We start from the raw sequence: 17,587 nt of genomic DNA, 5'->3' as shown, positions 1-17,587 counted from the left end.
CGGCGCATTGCAGCGGCCGGATTAACGATTTGGCCGCAGCTCGCCGCCATAACCTATCGTCATGAATCGGATCGGCCCCAACCTTGACGCTTTTCTGCGCGACGAACGCGGCGCGACGGCGATCGAGTACGGCCTTATCGGCGTCCTGATCTCAATCTCCATCGTCGCCGGGGCGACGCAAGTCGGCCAGACCGTGCTCGGCTTCTTCCAGTCGGTCGCCGCCGCCTTTCCCTCTCCGTGATCCTGCGCGCCCTTCGCGTCGCGCAAGCTCCTCTCACTCCGCCGCGGTCTTGAAGCTCGCCAGATTGTCGAGGCTCTGGATGATGTGCTCGGCCAGCGCATTCGAGAGCACGGACGGGTCGAAGCGCGTGCGCAGCAGGCCGATCTTGCAGGACGGCAAGGTCGCGAAGCCCTCCGACGGTCCCAGAATCCGCATGCCCGGCCTCACCGCGCTTTCCGGCAGCACCGAGACGGCGAGCCCTGCGACCACCGCGGCGCCGACCGCCGTCGAGTTCCAGCTCGCATAGAGCACGCGGAACCGGCGGCCCTTGGCCTCCAGCGCATCGACCGCCGCCTGCCGCCAGTTGCAGGTCGGCCGCCCCAGCGCCAGCGGCAGCGGGTCTTCCTCATGCACGGTATGGCGGGCGGAGGTGACCCAGAGCAGCGGCTCGATGCGGATGATCTCGCCCTGGCCGCGGCTCTCGACATGGGTGATGATGGCGAGGTCGATGTCGCCGGTGGCGATCCGCTCGGCCAGCATCGGCGTCGGCTCGCAGACGACGGTGACCTCGGCGCGCGGGTTCGAGCGCGCGAAGCGGGCGAGGATCTCGGGCAGGTAGCGGTCGGCATAATCGTCGGGCACGCCGAGCCGGATGCGCCCCTTCAGATCGGCATCGGTGAAGGTCGCGACGCATTCCAGGTTCAGCCTGACGATCCGGCGGGCGTAGTCGAGCAGGCGCTCGCCATCCTCGGTCAGCTTGGCGTGGCGTCCGTCGCGCCCGAAGAGCGGCCGCCCGACCCGCTCCTCCAGCCGCTTCATCTGCATCGAGACGGCCGATTGCGTCTTGAACACGATCTCCGCCGCGCGGGTGAAGGAGCCGGTGTCGGCAATGGCGACGAAGGTCTTCAACTGGTCGGCGTCGAGCACATGGGCCATGGCGATCCCCCGTCGTGCGTTCATCAATATCCGTGCTGTCAAGCATCATAACCATTCGTTTGGCTGATGGCCAGCGTCTCGCTATCGTTCAATCGTTCTCCGGGATTTCAGCCAGTTGGCGCGTCCGGGCTGAAGGGGAACGTCGATCCGTTCTCGCATTCCATTGGAGGCCGTCATGCTGCTCATGACCATTGCCACGAAGACGCTGTCATCGGTTCCGGCCGGTGTCGTGCGCATCGCCGCCGCTGGAATCCAAAAGCCCGTATTCCTCCTGCGCGCCCTGATCCATCGACGCGAGGTGATGCGCCTCGCCGAGCTTGATGAGCGCGGCCTCAAGGATATCGGCCTCGTCCGCTCCGATATCGCCGGCGCGCTGGCGACGTCCTGGCTCAACGATCCCTCCGCGGTGCTGGCCGCGCGGTCACGCTCCAATGCCGATATCGCCAAGGCGCGGCGCGAGCAGGCCGTCCGTCATGCCGGCACCCAGCCGACCGTGCCGGAGCCGGTGCTGGCGAAGAACGCAGATTTCATGGTTGCACGCTGCGCCTGACCCCTTGGCGTCAGCGTCTCTGTGGGCGGAAGCTTCGTGCTTCCGCCCTTTTTTATGCGCCGGAGCAGCGGAGGCATGTCCTAACGCAATTTTATGCATTTGGCTGAAATGTGTCCGCCGGATGCGGCCGGCCGGCCGCCTGACGGGGTGGGCACGGGCATGAAGTTCTCTCTGCGCCTCAAGGATCTGAGGATTCGCACCAAGATCGCCATTCCATTGATTGCGATCGGACTGATCAGCATCGGTACTGCGATCTATGCCGGGCACGAATATCAGCGCATCAACAAGAGCTATTCCGATCTGATCGATCAGCGCTCCGCCGCGATCCTCGATTCGGCGCAGTCGACGCTCGTGACGAGCTATGTGCTGCGCGACCTGTATAAGGCGATCGCCTATCCCGAATACATGAAGCAGAACACCACGAGCATCGCGGATGTCCGCAAGGATTACGATCTCGCGCTCCAGCAGCTCGTCAACGCCAAGATCAGCTTTCCCGAGCGCCACGCCGAGTTCGACAAGCTCGCGCGGGCGCTTTCTGAGCTGAAGCCGAAGATCGACGACGTGCTGGCCCAGGCCGCGCGCGACGAGGATCTGGCGGCGCTGTCGGTGATGTCGGAGCTGGACCGCGCCTTCGGCGCCATCGTCGCTGATGCGGTCAAGCTCAACGGCGACATCAAGAGCCAGACCCAAGCCGACGGGCAGGCGCTTGACGCGGAGGCGAAGCAGCTCAACCTGATCCTGCTGGCGCTCTCCGTCGCCGGGGTCCTGCTCGGCCTGATCGGGGCGATTCTGCTCGCGCGGCAGTCCATCACCAGGCCGCTCGACACCCTCAAGGCGCGCATGGACGATCTCGCCGCCGGCGATTACACGGTCGAGATCGACGGCCAGAACCGGCACGACGAGGTCGGCGCCATGGCGCGGGCCGTGCAGGTCTTCAAGGAGAACGGGCTGGCGGTCCGGCGTCTCGAGGCGGAGACGGCCGAGAGCCGCGACGCGACGGAGGCGCAGCGCCGCCTCGCCGAGCAGGAGCGCGCCGCCCGCGCCCGCGAGCACGAGCTCCTCGCCGCCGAGCAGGCCAAGGTGATGGAGGCGCTGGCCGAAGGGCTCGACCGGCTTTCGCGCGGCGATCTCACCTGCCGGATCGAGGCCGATCTCGCTGCCGAATACGAGAAGCTGCGCGACGATTTCAACATGGCGGTCGCCCATCTCGCGGAGACGATCCGCACCATCCAGTCGACCTCGGGCGATGTCGGCAACGCCGCCCAGGAGATCAACACCGGCGCCGACGACCTCTCCAAGCGCACCGAGGAGCAGGCCTCCTCGCTGGAGGAGACCGCCGCCACGACCGAGGAGCTCGCCGCTTCCGTCAAAGCCTCGGCCCAGGCCTCGATGCAGGCGGTCGCGCTCGCCGACGAGGCGATGGAGGTCGCGCGCAAGGGCGGTGCCATCGTCAAGGATGCCGTGGACGCCATGGCGCGAATCGAGACCGCCTCGCGCAAGATCTCCGACATCACCACCGTCATCGACGAGATCGCCTTCCAGACCAATCTGCTGGCGCTCAACGCGGCGGTCGAGGCGGCGCGTGCCGGCGATGCCGGCCGGGGTTTCGCCGTGGTCGCCTCCGAAGTGCGCACGCTCGCCCAGCGCTCCAGCGAGGCCGCCAAGGGCATCACGACGCTCATCACCGAATCCGGGGCGGAGGTCGCGCAGGGCGTCGGCCTCGTGCGCTCGGCCGGCACCGCCCTGGAGCGGATCGTCGAAGCCTCGCAGAAGGTGTCCGCCACGGTCTCGGACATCTCCTCGGCCGCGGCCGAGCAATCGAATGGCATCGACGAGATGAGCCAGGCCGTCGCCCATATGGACGAGATGACCCAGCAGAACGCCGCGCTCGCCGAGCAGAGCGCCGCCTCGGCGACGGCCCTGGCCAGCCAGATCCAGCGCCTCAACGATCTCGTCGCCAGCTTCCGCACCCGCGACGATGCGGCCGAGCTGCGCGGCATGGCCGCGGTCATGGTGCAGGCGGACCAGAACTGGCAGCAGCGCCGGCCGGCTTGAGCGCCCGCAAGCCGCGGAAGCTCGTCTGAGACCGCCGATGGGAAATGCAGGACCGGACGCTGCTGCGTCCGGTCTGTCGTTTCAGCGCCGCTGGCCGCCGCCGAGCATGGCGTCGAGGATCGATTTCAGCGCGCTCTGGTGGTCGTCCTGAATCTGCCGGCCATGCTCGAACATCTGGTTCAGCGCGTCGAGGCCGATCGAACCGGGCCCGGGTGCGGAGGCGGAGGGCGCGGACTCGTCCGGCGCGGGCTCCGGGGCAGGCGCGGGGCGCTGCGGCGCGCTGCGGGGCTGAGATGGCTGCTGCGGGGCGGGTTCGGGCGCGGCCGCGCCGCCGAACATGCCGCCGAGGATCTGGCCGAGCATGCCGCCGAACGGGTCGTTGGCCGCGGCGCCGGGGTTTCCTTGCGGCTGTGGCTGAGGCTGGCCTGCCCCCGCGCCCTGGCCGAACATGCCGCGCAGGATCGCATCCATCGGATTGGCCGGCATCTGCGGCTGGGCCTGCGGTTGCGGCGCCGGCTGCATGCCGGGCATCTGGCCGCGCATCATCTCGGCGAACTGGCCGAGAATGCCGCCGAGCCCCTCGTTGTTGGTGGATTTGAACAGGCCGCCCATCAGGATCGAGGCGATCACCGGCAGCATCTGCTTGAGGATGGCCTGGCTGACGCCGCTCGTCGCCGCAGCCTGCGCCGCAATCGCCTGGCTCACCTCGGTCGAACCGAAGAGCTGGCCCAGCACATCGTTGCCGGCCATCTGCGCGCCTTGCGGGATGCTGCCGCCCGAGGTCTCGAAGAAGCGCGCATAGGGCGAGGCGGTCATCATCTGCGCCAGCGAGCCGAAGGCATAGGGATTCTGCGTCTGGCGCTGCAGCCCCATGGAGAAAGCCGGCAGCAGCGCATCGAGCGCGGCCTGGGTCTGCTGCTGGCTCAGCCCGTATTGCCGGGCGAGATTCTGCATTGCTTGGCCATTCTGGGCCGATTGCATGATCTCGAACAGGTTCATCATGGACGCCTCCCGGGCCGTTGCTGGCTCTGTCGCGACGATAGCAGCGCGCGGGGCCCCGGCAAGTCGCCTTGGGAACGAGGCGCGTCATTCTCGGGCGCAGCGAAGCGTAGACTTGGGAATCTCTTGCAGAAAAGGGCGCCTCTCACAGGAGCAAGCGCCCTTCTTTCCTGAGATGCTCGGGTCGAGCCCGGGCATGACGGCGGCGCCGGCTGGCGCTCAGCGCTCCGGTTCGCCGACGCCGCCGACAGCGACCTCGGCCCCGCCATCCTCGATGACCTCCTGCGTCTCGGCCGTGAGCGCCTTGGACTTGCCCTTGGGCTTGACCAGCGGCTCCGGCGTCACGCGTGGGACCCGGTTGAGGGCGGCCGCAATGCCCTCGTTGAACTGGATTTCCATGCGTTGCGCGTCGCGGTCGCGGACATGGTCGATCACGAGATCGGCCTCGTCGCGGGTCAGCCCGACCGCCTCCAGCGTGACGCGGCCGAAGCCCAGCGCCGATTCGAAGGTCTCGCGCATCTGGTAGTCGACATCCGCCTTCATCAGGTCGATGGCATGGATGCGGTCGAAGGCCCGGGCATGCACCCGCACATTGGGGAACTCCGACTTCACCATTTCGAGGATGCGCAGGGCGGCGTTCTTGTCGTCGACGCAGATGCAGATGACGCGGGCTTTGCCCGCGCCGGCGGCGCGCAGCACGTCGAGCCGCATCCCGTCGCCGTAATAGACCTTGAAGCCGAAGCGCGCGGCGGCGCGGATCTGCTCCACATCGGAATCGATGACGGTGATGTTGACGTGCTGGAGCAGCAGCGCCTGCGTCACCACCTGCCCGAACCGGCCGAAGCCGATCACCATCACCTGGCTGTCGCCGACGCCGTCGAAATCCTCGTCCATCGTCTCGGGCGTGATGCGCGCGAGCAGGACGTTGTCGATCAGCTTCGCGACGATCGGGCCGAGCAGCATGCTGATCGCGGCGAGCGCGGTGACGATGGCCGCCTGCTGCGGGTTGAGCAGCCCATGCGCCACGCCGAGCGGCAGGAGCACGAAGGCGAATTCACCGGCCGGCGAGAGCAGGGCGCCGGCCCGGATGGCTTCCAGCGTCGACGAGCAGGACGCCCGCAGGATCGAGGCGACGACGGCAATCTTGAATAGCACGAGCAGCGGCGCCGCGATGGCGAGCAGCAATGCGTTTTCGACGACCAGCTTGAGATCGAGCGACATGCCGACCGCCATGAAGAACAGGCCGAGCAGCACGCCGCGGAACGGTTCGATATCGGCTTCGAGCTCGTGGCGGAAATGCGAGTCGGCCAGCATCAGCCCGGCGAGGAAGGCGCCCATCGCCATGGAGAGCCCGACATGCTCCATCAGCAGCGCTGCCCCTAGCACGATGAGCAGGGCAGCCGCGGTCATCACCTCCTTGGCGCCGCTATTGGCGAGGATGCGGAAGAACGGGTTGAGCAGGTAGCGGCCGGCGAAGACGATCGCGACGACGGCCGCGATCGCGATGCCGAAGCTCGCCAGCGCCCGCATCGCACTGCCGGATTCCGCGCCGGTGGTGGCGAGCAAGGGCAGCAACGCCAGCACCGGCGCGATCGCGATGTCCTGGAAGAGCAGGATCGAGAAGGTGCGCCGGCCATAGGTCTCGTTGCTGTCGCCGCGCTCCTCCAGCAATTGCAGGGCGATGGAGGTCGCCGAGAGCGCCAGCGCAACGCCGACCGCGATCGCGCCCCCGACCGAAAGCCCGAACCGCCAGCCGACCAGGCCGATGACGGTCGCGCTCACCGCCATCTGCGCCAGTCCTGAACCGAGAATGTCCCGCCGCATCGAGTAGAGGCGGGAGGGTTGCAGCTCGAGGCCGACCAGGAACAGCAGCAGCACCACGCCGATCTCGGCCGTGCCGCGGATGGCGTCGGGATCCTTGATGACACCGAGCAGCGAGGGGCCGATCACGACGCCGGCCGCCAGATAGCCGAGCACCGCCGACAATCCGAGCTTGCGGAACAGCGGCACCGCAATCACCGCACCAGTGCAGAAGGTCAGGATCGGCGGCAGGTAGCTCGCATGGGAAACGGCATCGGCCATGGGCGGCTCACGCTGTAGGGGGCACGGCCGGCTCGGGGGGCCGACTGCCCTTATCTAGGCGCTCGCCTTGCAGAGCGCGAGGGGGAATTGTCTCGCGCCATGCATTCGGTGCGTAGCGGCCTCAAGCGGCCGGAGCGTTCTCGCGGAAGGGCGCCATCTGCGCCTCCAGCGCCCGCACGAAGGCCGGCCGCGCGATGCAGCGGGCGCGGTAGGCCTCAAGCCGCGGGAAACGCGACAGGATGTCGTCCGGCACGTCGCGCAGGACGCTCGCCATGATGAGGTCGCCGGCGGTGAAGCGGCCTTCGAGATAGTCCTTGCCGTCGAGCCATGCCTCGAGTTGCTGCAGGCGCTTCTCGACCATCGCGACGATCTGCGGCCGGCGCTCGACCGTCCAGGCCTCGCCCTTGTGGAAGATATCGGTGAGGGCAAGCTGGCCGACATGCGGCTCGAGCGAGTTGAGCGCCGCGAGGATCCAGGTCGCGACCCGGGCGCGGCCGGCCTCGTCCTTCGGCGCCAGCGCCGGGGACTGGCGCGAGAGATAGAGCACGATCGCCCCGGATTCGAACAGCTCGACCTCGCCGTCACGGAAGGCCGGCACCTGCCCGAAGGGCTGCCAGGCGCGATAGGTCTCGGAACTCTGGTCGGCCGGGCCGATCAGCGCCGCCTGATAGGGCAGGCCGGCTTCTTCCAGCGCCCAGCGCACCCTGAGATCGCGGACATGGCCCTGGGCGAAGGGCGGCACCCAGCGGAAGGCGGAGACATGGATCGTCATGGCGTTTTCTCCTGTTCGTCGTTGCCGCCCATTCCTGCCGGGCGGCGGCTGCCCTTGGTCGAAGCGTGGACGAGTGCGATATCGGGCGCTGCGCCGGCAGATGCCGGATATCGCCAGCGCAGGCCGGGTCGCCTCGCAGGAGCTTCTGTTGGGCGTGCGGGAAAATAAGTTTATATCAACCTGTATGTCAAACCTGCATCGCGTTTCCTTGACATCGCCGTCTTCCCGCCGAAAGAAGACGCTGACCCGACCGGAGATCTTCCCGCGCGTGACCAAGCCGCCGCTCGACATTCTGCTCTGTGCCCCGCGCGGCTTCTGCGCCGGCGTCGTGCGCGCCATCGACGCGGTCGAGAAGGCGCTGACGCTGCATGGCGCGCCGGTCTATGTCCGCCACGAGATCGTGCACAACAAATACGTGGTCGAATCCCTCAAGCGGAAGGGCGCAGTCTTCGTCGCCGAGCTCGACGAGGTGCCGGACGAGACGAGGCCGGTGATCTTCTCCGCCCATGGCGTCGCCAAGGCGGTGCCGGCGGCGGCGAAGGCGCGCAACCTCTTCGCCATCGACGCGACCTGTCCGCTGGTGACCAAGGTCCATCGCGAGGCCGAGGTCCATCACAAGCGGGGCCGCCACATCCTGCTCGTCGGCCATGCCGGCCACCCGGAGGTGATCGGCACGATGGGGCAATTGCCCGAGGGCGCGATCACGCTGATCGAGACGCTCGCCGATGTCGCCGCGCTCGAGCCTCTGCCGGGCAAGCCGCTGGCCTATGTCACCCAGACGACGCTCTCCGTCGACGACACCCGCGAGATCGTCGAGGCCTTGCAACTCCGCTTCCCGGAGCTGATCGCGCCGCACAAGGAAGACATCTGCTACGCCACGACCAATCGCCAGGAGGCGGTGAAGCGCGTGGCGCCGCTGGTCGAGGGGCTGATCGTCGTCGGCTCGCCCAATTCCTCGAATTCGCAGCGCCTGCGCGAGGTCGCCGAGCGCGCCGGCTGCCCGGTGGCGCGCCTCGTCCTGCGCACCGACGAGATCGACTGGTCCGCCTTCGGGAATATCCGCAGCCTCGGCATCACCGCCGGCGCCAGCGCGCCCGAGGTGCTGGTCGAGGAGATCATCGACGCCTTCGCCGAGCGCTACGACGTCCGCGTCGAGACGGTCTCGACGGCGAGCGAGGACGTGTTCTTCCCGCTGCCGCGCGAATTGCGCGGCGATGCGGCACCGGCCGCGGCCGAATAAATCCAACCAGAAAGCGACCGATCTTGGCCGTCTATACCGAAGTGCCCGATGACGAGATGGCTGCCTTCGTGGCGCGCTACGGCATTGGCGAGCTGCTGTCCGCCAAGGGCATCGCCGAGGGCGTCGAAAACTCGAACTACCTGATCCGGACCACGCAAGGCGCCTATATCCTCACCCTCTACGAGAAGCGGGTGAACCCGGACGATCTGCCCTTCTTCCTCGGGCTGATGCAGCACCTCGCCGCGCGCGGACTGATCTGTCCGCAGCCGGTCGAGGACAGCCGCGGCGAGATGCTGGGGCGTCTCGCTGGCCGCCCGGCGGCAATCGTCACCTTCCTCGACGGGCTGTCGGTGCGCCGCCCGACCGCCGCGCATTGCCACGAGCTCGGCCGGGGCCTCGCGCAGCTCCACGCCGCCGGCTCGGACTTCGCCATGGAGCGCGTCAATGCGCTCTCCGTGCCGGGCTGGCGCCCGCTCGCCGAGCAGGCCGGCACCGAGGCCGACAAGGTTTCGCCGGGCCTCGCGCGCCGCGTCGCCGCCGAGATCGCGGTGCATGAGGCGAGCTGGCCGAATGGCCTGCCGCGCGGTGTCATCCATGCCGATCTCTTTCCCAACAACGTCTTCTTCCTCGGCGACAGGCTCTCGGGGCTGATCGATTTCTATTTCGCCTGCACCGATGCCTTCGCCTACGACCTTGCCATCTGCCTGAACTCCTGGTGCTTCGAGGCCGACAGCTCCTTCAACCTCACCAAGGGGCAGGCCTTTCTGGCGGGCTATGAAAGCGTCCGCCCGCTCGAGCAGGCGGAGGTCGAGGCGCTGCCGCAGCTCTGCCGGGGCTCGGCGCTGCGCTTCCTGCTGACCCGCCTCGTCGACTGGCTGAACGTGCCGCCCGATGCATTGGTGAAGCCGCTCGATCCGCTCGAATACGACCGCAAGCTCGTCTTCCACCAGCGCGTGCTCGACGCGCGCGAATACGGGCTTAAGCGGTGAGCGGCGATACGGTCGAAGTCTGGACGGATGGCGCTTGTTCCGGGAGCCCTGGCCCCGGCGCGCTTGGGGCTTGCCCCATTCGCGCGACCAAAAACCGGCGGGGCCTGCCATGAGCGATACGGTCGAAGTCTGGACGGACGGCGCTTGCTCGGGCAATCCCGGCCCCGGCGGCTGGGGCGCGATCCTGACCTTCAATGGCGTCGAGAAGGAACTCTCCGGCGGCGAGGCCCAGACCACCAACAACCGCATGGAGCTGATGGCGGCGATCGCTGCGCTGGAGGCGCTGAAGCGGCCCGTCACGGTCGCGCTCCACACCGACAGCCAGTATCTGCGGCAGGGGATCACCGGCTGGATACATGGCTGGAAGAAGAACGGCTGGAAGACGGCCGACCGCAAGCCGGTCAAGAACGCTGAGCTCTGGCAGCGCCTCGAAACGGCGTTGGGCCGCCACAAGATCGAGTGGAAATGGGTCAAGGGCCACGCCGGCGACGAGATGAACGAGCGCGCCGACGCGCTGGCACGCGCCGGCATGGCGCCGTTCAAGCCCGGTGGAAGATAAGCCCTAAGCTGTCCTCAGCTTGGGGCATAAGGCTGCACGCCTTAAGGCGGAAATGGTCTCGCGCCATTTGGAGCGCATTTGGGACCCTGAGCAAAATATTCGGAAATTTTAGGGGCGGACAATTGTTGAATGCGGAGCACTATGCTGCAGTGAAGTAACGCGCAGTCAGGCAAAGATTACTGCGCCCCGTGGCAATCGGCTCCCCGCACGCGGGGTGCATGGCAGGGTGGGTCCAGCAGCGATATGCCCATCGACGGCGTTGAAGAGAGGGAAATCGCATCGGCGCTCGACAACCTCTTGAATGCGCCGGGCGCGCGGATTTCGGCACGAGGCGCGCGCTTCCTCCGATATGTCGTCGAAAAGGCCATCGAAGGAAAAAGCGCCCAGCTGAAGGCCTACACGATCGCTGTGGACGTCTTTGGCAGAGGCGTCGATTTCGACCCCGCCAAGGATGCCGTCGTTCGCAACGAGGCAACCCGCCTGCGCGCGGCGCTGGCCCTTTATTACGCTGTTGATGGTGCCTCGGAGAGCGTGGCGATTCTTCTGCCCGTCGGCGGATACGTGCCGCGCTTCGAACGTCGCCAGGCGAAAGCGAGCGGGTCTTCGGGCCGCAACGAGACCCTGGTCAGGACGGGACTTCGGCCGATGTCCGCGGAAGCGCGGCCGGAAGAAGCCCGGCGCGGCCCCGAGCACAAGATCCCGATCATCGTGGTCAGGGCCGCGGCCGGCGGCGGCCCCGGCGAGGCATCGTCTCGCATGATCCGCTCGGTCGTTGCGGCTCTCGTTCCCTATCACGGCCTGCGCATCGCCGGTCTTGAGCCTCACAAATCGTTTGAGGAGCTCGTCACGTCGCTGCGCCCCAGCGGGGCGGGCAGCCTCTATGTCCTCGACATTGCCGCCGACGTCGAGGATCGAGTGCTGCGATGCCATTGGATGCTGAGCGAGCACCGGTCGGGTCTCATTCTGGCGTCGCGCGAGGAAATCGAATCCGCCGGAGCGTCCTCGATGATGGCGGCGGAGAAGGCTGTCGGCGAGGCCATCGCGAGGCAGATCGGGCAGCGCTGGGGCATCATCAATGTGAATGAGCGCAAGCTCCACCCCGACAAGCACCAGGATGCGTATAGCTGTGTCGTTCACGCCTTTACATATGTGACAACGCTCGAGGATTCGGAGCAGATTAGTATCCGAAAATGTCTTGAGTCCGCCGTCAGTAAAGAGCCGCTTTATTCGGACGCTTGGGCGATGCTGTCCTATATTCACATGAACGAGGTTCGAGGGCTCTACGCCAAACTGACTGAAAGCAGCAAGATACTACAAGAAGCTCTCGGCATGGCCGATCAAGCGATCCGCGCGGCACCGCACTCGGCTCTGGCGCACACCATGCGCTCGACCGTGCTGTTCGCCATGGGGAAGTTCGAGGAGTTCGAGCGGGCGGGGCGGCAGGCCATAGCTTTGAATCCCGGATCCGGAGAACACCAATTGATGCTGGGCAATCGCCTCTATGTCATGGGGCGCTATGAAGAGGGAGCCGAACTTGTGCGGCAAGCCAACGCGCACGGATATTACCATCCTGCAATGGCATATGGCGTCCCGATCCTGGAATTGTATCGCAAGCGCGATTACGAAGGCGCTTTTAAGCTTGCCTCAAATTTCAGCATTGATGAGAAATATTATTTCCTGCACGTTATGCTTGCCGCCATCTGCGGGCAGCTCGGCGCCACAGCCAAAGCGGAGATGCATCTTCAAATCCTGCGCCATTTGAGGCCCAACTACGCCACTGAATTCTATATCGATTGGCGCGGGCGCAAATTCCAGGAAGATTACATCGCTCATATCGCGGAGGGCCTGGACAAGGCCGGGTTCGCGGTGACCGATACTCGCATCGATCCTTGAAAGAGCCGGAAAGCCGGAAAGCCGGAAAGCCGTGAAGCTTTCCGCGCCCGACGCACGGCTTAAAATACGCATCCCGTCAAGAGACATCAGGAGCAGATACTGTCGCTGCTCTGGTCAGGTATCCAAAACCCGTTCAGTTCCGTCGAGGATCGCGCCTTGGCTGCTGCGACCAGTGGAGACGGAACATGCTCGATCACGGCATCAAGGGTAAGACGGTTCTCATTGCTGGGGGAGCGAAGAACCTCGGCGGGCTGCTTGCCCGCGATCTTGCCGCGCACGGTGCGAAGGCCGTAGCCATCCACTACAACACGAGTGCGACCAAACCCGCGGCGGATGAGACGGTTGCAGCCATCAAGGCCGCCGGTGCAAAGGCCGTCGCCCTTCAGTCCGACCTGACCACGGCCGGCGCGGTCGAGAAGCTCTTCGCCGACACCGTCGCCGCCATCGGTAAACCGGACATCGCCATCAATACGGTCGGCAAGGTTCTGAAGAAGCCCTTCGTCGAGATCACCGAGGCCGAGTACGACGAAATGACTGCGGTGAATTCGAAATCCGCCTTCTTCTTCCTCAAGGAGGCCGGCAAGCACGTCAACGACAACGGCAAGATCTGCACGCTCGTGACCTCGCTGCTCGGCGCCTACACCCCCTTCTATGCCGCCTATGCCGGCACGAAGGCGCCGGTCGAGCACTTCACCCGCGCAGCTTCGAAAGAGTTCGGCGAGCGCGGCATCTCGGTGACCGCCATCGGCCCGGGCCCGATGGACACGCCGTTCTTCTATCCGGCGGAAGCCGCTGATGCTCAAGCCTATCACAAGGCGGCGGCAGCTCTGTCGAAGTTTACCAAGACAGGCCTGACCGACATCGAGGACATCGTGCCCTTCATCCGCTTTCTGGTTTCGGATGGCTGGTGGATGACCGGGCAGACGATTCTCGTCAACGGTGGCTATACCACCAAGTGAGGTCGTTCGGTTGCTCTCTGGAACCGAAAACCGTCCCGGAGAGGCAGCGTCCTACCACTATGATTAACCATTGAATGCTAGCCTTTTGCAACCGGCGGTAGCGATTCGCTCTCGGCATGATTCTCCGCGTGAACACGTGCCTGTGCGGGGAATCTCGACGAAGGGCGACATCATCGGGTGGGGGCTGAACATTGACGAGACGAGCGATGAAGAGCGTGGCTGCCGCTCGCGATTGTCGCCAGGCCCTGCTGCTGTCGACAGCGCTCGTCGCACTGGTCTGCGCCACCGGCCTTCCGGCACGCGCACAAATGGTCACGGGCAACAACGATCTGAATCCTAAACCTGCCGATGCACCGAGCTGGATGATCACTGGCGACCTGCAGGTCGGCAATACCAGCGATGGCCAGCTCGACATCACGGCTGGCGGCGCCGTGACCAATGATTACGGCACCATCGGCGATGGTACGAACAGCAACGGCTCGGTGACTGTCTCGGGTGTCGGCAGCAACGGCATTGCATCCAGCTGGACCAACAACGGTGACCTCGTCGTCGGTCAATCTGGTGTCGGCTCCCTGAGCATCACGGCTGGCGGCGCCGTGACCAATGATTACGGCACCATCGGCGATGGCACGAACAGCAACGGCTCGGTGACGGTCTCGGGTGTCGGCAGCAACGGCATTGCATCCAGCTGGACCAACAATTTTGACCTCGTCGTCGGCCAATCTGGGGCCGGCTCCCTGAGCATCATGAATGGCGGCGCGGTCAGCAACCTAGCCGGCTACATCGGTTACAGTTCCGGCAGCCAAGGCACGGTCACGGTTTCGGGCGTCGGCAGCAACGGCACGGCCTCGACATGGACCAATGCCAGCGATCTTTATGTCGGATACTCCGGTTCCGGAACGTTGAATATTCTGGCTGGCGGCCGGGTTTCAAACGCCGCCGGCAACGTCGGTGGCGGCAGCAGCGCCTTGATTAGCGGGCTTGGCTCGTCCTGGCAGAACACTGGCCGGCTGGCCGTCGGCCAGTACGGCACAGTAGGTTCGACAGGAACTTTGCGCGCCGAGGGCGGTGCGACCATTTCGAGCGCGGACGGCGTCATCGGCAGTGATACACGCGGCGACGCTGTATTGACCGGCGTGGGCACGACCTGGACCACCATCGGACAGTTCACCGTCGGCAGCTTCGGCCCAGGCACCTTGCGCATCGAAGCCGGCGCAGTCGTCACCAGCAACCAGGGCTATATCGGCGCCAATGACACCGGCACGGTCACAGTGACAGGCGCGGGGTCGAAATGGGTGATGTCGCCATTCAACCTCACCATCGGCAATTTCGGAGCCGGTTCGCTGACGGTCGAGAACGGCGGGCTGGTTCGCGCCGAAGGCGGTGTTCTGCTCGGCGTTAACGCGGGAGTCAGCGGGACGCTGCTTGTGCAGGGCTTGGCGAGCAATCGCGGCGTTCTGGAAACCGGCGGCATTCGGGGCGGCTCAGGGATCGCGAGCGCCACCTTCGATGGCGGCCTCCTGCGCGCGACGCGAAACAATTCCACCTTCTTCAACAATTTCGACACCCGCACCATCGCCATCGGCGCGAATGGCCTCGTCATCGACACGGATGGCCATGATATCGGCATCTCCCCGACCTTCACCGGCGCGGGCGCGCTGATCAAGGATGGCGCAGGCAAGCTGGAGCTGACCGGCAACAGCGGCGCGACCTACACCGGCGCCGGCAGCGTCTTGGCGGGCACGCTCGCCGTGAACGGCGTCCTCGGCGGGACGATGGAGGTCATCGGCGGCCGTTTGCAGGGCATCGGCACGGTCGGCTCCACGATCAACCAGCCGGGCGGCACGATCGCGCCCGGCAATTCGATCGGCACGCTGACGATCAACGGCAACTATCTCGGCAATGGCGGCCGGCTCGAGATCGAGACCGTGCTCGGCGGCGACGCCTCGCCGTCCGACCGCCTCGTCATCACCGGCAGCACGGCAGGCTCGACCCTCGTCACGGTGCTGAACCAGGGTGGTGCCGGCGCGCAGACCATCGAGGGCATCAAGGTCGTCGATGTCGGCGGGGCCTCGAACGGCATCTTCACGCTCCAGGGCAACTATGTCTTCCAGGGGCAGCCGGCCGTCGTCGCCGGCGCCTACGCCTACACCCTGCAGAAGAACGGCATCAGCACACCGAACGACGGCGACTGGTATCTGCGCTCCGCCTATCTGACACCGCCTCCCACCTCACCACCTCCAACTTCACCGCCTCCTACCTCACCGTCGACCGGCCCGACCGAGATCGGCCCGATCTACCAGCCCGGAGCCCCCATCTACGAAGCCTATGGCCAGGTCCTGCAGAGCCTGAACGAGCTGCAGACGCTGCGTCAGCGCGTCGGCGAACGCTTCGACGGCCGGCCTGACGACACGGCGAATGCGGCAGGCCGGGCGATCTGGGCCCGCATCGATGCAGCCCACAGCCGCGTCACGCCGGGCTTCTCGACCACCGGCACGAGCTACGCGATCGATAGCTGGCGCCTGCAGGCCGGCGCCGACGGGCAGGTTTACGCTGGCGATGCCGGCACGCTCGTCGGAGGCGTGACGCTGCATCATGGCGAAGCGCTGGCCGATATCTCGTCGGTCTTCGGGCGCGGCAAGATCAAGGCCTCCGGCACCGGGTTCGGCGGGGCGCTGACCTGGTACGGCGCGTCAGGCTTCTATGCCGATGCGCAGACCAAGCTGAACTGGTTCGACAGCGACCTGTCCTCCACGACGGCCGGGCGTCAGCTCGCCAAGGGCAAGGGCGGCTTCGGCTATGCGCTGGGGCTGGAAATTGGGCAGCGCATCGCGCTGTCAGGTGCCTGGTCGCTGACGCCACAGGCGCAACTGACTTACTCACATGTCGATGCGGACAGCTTCGTCGACCCATTCGGCGCCCGCGTCGCGCTCGGCGACGGCGACAGCCTGCGCGGGCGGCTCGGCATCTCCGCGGATTACCGGCAGAGCTGGCGCGACAGCGCTGGGCGGCAGGTCAATGCCTCGCTCTACGGCATCGCCAACCTGCATTACGAATTCCTCGACGGGACGACGGTAACGGTCGCCGGCACGCCGTTGACCAGCCGGGGGCAGCGGCTCTGGGGAGGGCTTGGCCTCGGCGCCAAATACGAAACGGGCCGCTATGCACTCTATGGCGAGGTCGAGGCCCAGACCAGCCTGGCCCATTTCGCCGACAGCCACAGCATCACCGGGCGGGCCGGCCTGCGCGTCAGTTGGTAGGAAATCCATCAATGTCTCGTTCGGCCCAAAGTGGCCGTTCGAGACCGAGAACGTTCACAGGTCGCGAGGCGTCGAGAACGGAGGTTCGCAAGCCCTGGGGCGGGCCCGCGTCTCCGTGGCCGTCCTTTATGCGACGAAGCCGAAGCCAACATTCCGCCTTCGCGATGGTCACTGTTTGGCCGCGACGGCGTCGAAAGCGTCGCGGGCGCTCTGCACGACATCGAGAAACGCCTTGATGATCCGGCTGGATTCACGCTGTTTCAGCACGACCACATGCGCGTAAGTGTAGACTTCGGCACCTTCGATCCGGATCAGTTTGAGGTTCTCGTCCGGCACGAATTCGGCTTCGGAAACATAGCTGATGCCGAGGCCATGGATCACCGCCTCGCGAATGGCTTCGCGGCTGCCGATCTCCATCATCAAGCGCGGCTTCGTGCCGGTTCTGGAGAGTGCATCCTCGAAGGCGCGTCGCGTTGTCGAACCCTGTTCGCGCACGATCATCGGCTCGCCCTCCAGCTCCGTCAGCCGGATGGTGTCGCGTTCGGCGAAGCGATGGTCGCGGCGCACGAACACGGCGACGGGGTGACGCCTGTAGGGCATGGTCAGAAGGCGGTCGTCTTCGTCGATATAGGCGAGGACGGCCACGTCGCATCGGTAACTGGCGAGGTCGTCGAGGACCTCGGCGGAGTTCCCCAGCTTCACGGCGAGCTCGATCTCCGGATAGGCCTGGTTGAAGGCGGCCAGCATCTCCGTGACGTGGAACGGCCCGACGGCGCTGATCGAAAGGCGCCCGGTCCGCAATTCCCGCGTTTCCGTCAGGAAGGCGAGCACCTCGGCTTCCTCGGCGAAAAGCCGGGTGGTGATGGCCAGAAGCTGCCGGCCGGTATCGCTGAGCTCGCGCCGCCGGCCGCGCTTGACGAAGAGCTCGACGCCGAACTCCTCCTCCAGCGCGCCGACCTGCGCCGTCAGGGTCGGCTGGCTGATATGGAAGGCGTCGGCGGCGGCGTTGAAGCCGCCTGAGCCCGCCACGAGATGGAATGATCTGAGCTGAGTATAACGCATAGCAAAAATCT

General features: G+C 66.0%; 14 protein-coding genes. 9 read left to right on the top strand and 5 right to left on the bottom strand.

The window, feature by feature from the left end; all coding sequences use genetic code 11:
- Positions 1-61: 61 nt before the first annotated feature.
- Positions 62-241, top strand: a complete 180-nt coding sequence (locus tag AB6806_RS12255; protein WP_112762925.1) for a Flp family type IVb pilin — start codon at positions 62-64, stop codon at positions 239-241.
- A gap of 33 nt (positions 242-274) precedes the next feature.
- Here AB6806_RS12255 and AB6806_RS12250 read toward each other — a convergent pair whose 3' ends face one another.
- Positions 275-1,156, bottom strand: a complete 882-nt coding sequence (locus tag AB6806_RS12250; protein ID WP_038360870.1) for a LysR substrate-binding domain-containing protein — start codon at positions 1,154-1,156, stop codon at positions 275-277.
- 175 nt (positions 1,157-1,331) lie between these two features.
- Between AB6806_RS12250 and AB6806_RS12245 the strand changes: the two genes are divergently transcribed.
- Positions 1,332-1,706, top strand: a complete 375-nt coding sequence (locus tag AB6806_RS12245) for a DUF1127 domain-containing protein (protein WP_133562269.1) — start codon at positions 1,332-1,334, stop codon at positions 1,704-1,706.
- 159 nt (positions 1,707-1,865) lie between these two features.
- A complete protein-coding gene (locus AB6806_RS12240; RefSeq protein WP_142020134.1) occupies positions 1,866-3,761 on the top strand; it encodes a methyl-accepting chemotaxis protein in 1,896 nt (631 codons plus the stop codon).
- 81 nt (positions 3,762-3,842) lie between these two features.
- Here the strand turns inward: AB6806_RS12240 and AB6806_RS12235 are convergent, their stop codons facing one another.
- The 3 genes from AB6806_RS12235 to AB6806_RS12225 form a co-directional block, all read right to left on the bottom strand.
- Complete coding sequence (locus tag AB6806_RS12235) at positions 3,843-4,763, bottom strand: DUF937 domain-containing protein (protein WP_112762923.1); 921 nt, start codon at positions 4,761-4,763, stop codon at positions 3,843-3,845.
- Between the two features lie 216 nt (positions 4,764-4,979).
- Positions 4,980-6,842: a monovalent cation:proton antiporter-2 (CPA2) family protein gene (locus AB6806_RS12230; RefSeq protein ID WP_142020135.1), complete on the bottom strand. Its 1,863-nt coding sequence runs from the start codon at positions 6,840-6,842 to the stop codon at positions 4,980-4,982.
- A gap of 121 nt (positions 6,843-6,963) precedes the next feature.
- The gene (locus AB6806_RS12225; RefSeq protein WP_142020136.1) at positions 6,964-7,614 is read right to left on the bottom strand and encodes a glutathione S-transferase family protein; all 651 of its coding nucleotides are present in this window, start codon (positions 7,612-7,614) and stop codon (positions 6,964-6,966) included.
- A 208-nt stretch (positions 7,615-7,822) separates the two neighbouring features.
- On the opposite strand from AB6806_RS12225, the gene ispH reads away from it, so the two are divergent.
- The 6 genes from ispH to AB6806_RS12195 all read left to right on the top strand — a co-directional run bounded on the left by ispH (position 7,823) and on the right by AB6806_RS12195 (position 16,514).
- Positions 7,823-8,854 carry a 4-hydroxy-3-methylbut-2-enyl diphosphate reductase gene (gene ispH, locus AB6806_RS12220; protein WP_370954679.1) on the top strand — a complete coding sequence of 344 codons (1,032 nt, stop codon included), beginning with the start codon at positions 7,823-7,825 and terminating at the stop codon, positions 8,852-8,854.
- Between the two features lie 23 nt (positions 8,855-8,877).
- On the top strand, positions 8,878-9,843 hold the full coding sequence (locus tag AB6806_RS12215; RefSeq protein WP_142020138.1) for a homoserine kinase: 966 nt from the start codon (positions 8,878-8,880) through the stop codon (positions 9,841-9,843).
- A 109-nt stretch (positions 9,844-9,952) separates the two neighbouring features.
- Positions 9,953-10,402, top strand: coding sequence for a ribonuclease HI (rnhA, locus tag AB6806_RS12210; protein ID WP_142020139.1), 450 nt, complete (start codon positions 9,953-9,955; stop codon positions 10,400-10,402).
- 243 nt (positions 10,403-10,645) lie between these two features.
- On the top strand, positions 10,646-12,295 hold the full coding sequence (locus AB6806_RS12205; protein WP_142020140.1) for a tetratricopeptide repeat protein: 1,650 nt from the start codon (positions 10,646-10,648) through the stop codon (positions 12,293-12,295).
- Between the two features lie 185 nt (positions 12,296-12,480).
- Positions 12,481-13,254: an SDR family oxidoreductase gene (locus tag AB6806_RS12200; protein WP_038360892.1), complete on the top strand. Its 774-nt coding sequence runs from the start codon at positions 12,481-12,483 to the stop codon at positions 13,252-13,254.
- Between the two features lie 206 nt (positions 13,255-13,460).
- Positions 13,461-16,514, top strand: a complete 3,054-nt coding sequence (locus tag AB6806_RS12195; protein WP_370954678.1) for an autotransporter outer membrane beta-barrel domain-containing protein — start codon at positions 13,461-13,463, stop codon at positions 16,512-16,514.
- Positions 16,515-16,682: 168 nt separating this feature from the next.
- On the opposite strand, the gene AB6806_RS12190 is transcribed toward AB6806_RS12195, so the two are convergent.
- A complete protein-coding gene (locus tag AB6806_RS12190) occupies positions 16,683-17,576 on the bottom strand; it encodes a LysR substrate-binding domain-containing protein (protein WP_133562254.1) in 894 nt (297 codons plus the stop codon).
- Between the last annotated feature and the right edge of the window lie 11 nt (positions 17,577-17,587).

This window comes from Allobosea sp. RCC_152_1, assembly GCF_041360765.1.
In the GTDB taxonomy this organism is placed as follows: Bacteria; Pseudomonadota; Alphaproteobacteria; order Rhizobiales; family Beijerinckiaceae; genus Allobosea; species Allobosea spartocytisi.
The sequence above is the reverse complement of the archived record's forward strand: the minus strand, read 5'-3'. Positions and strand labels throughout refer to the sequence as shown.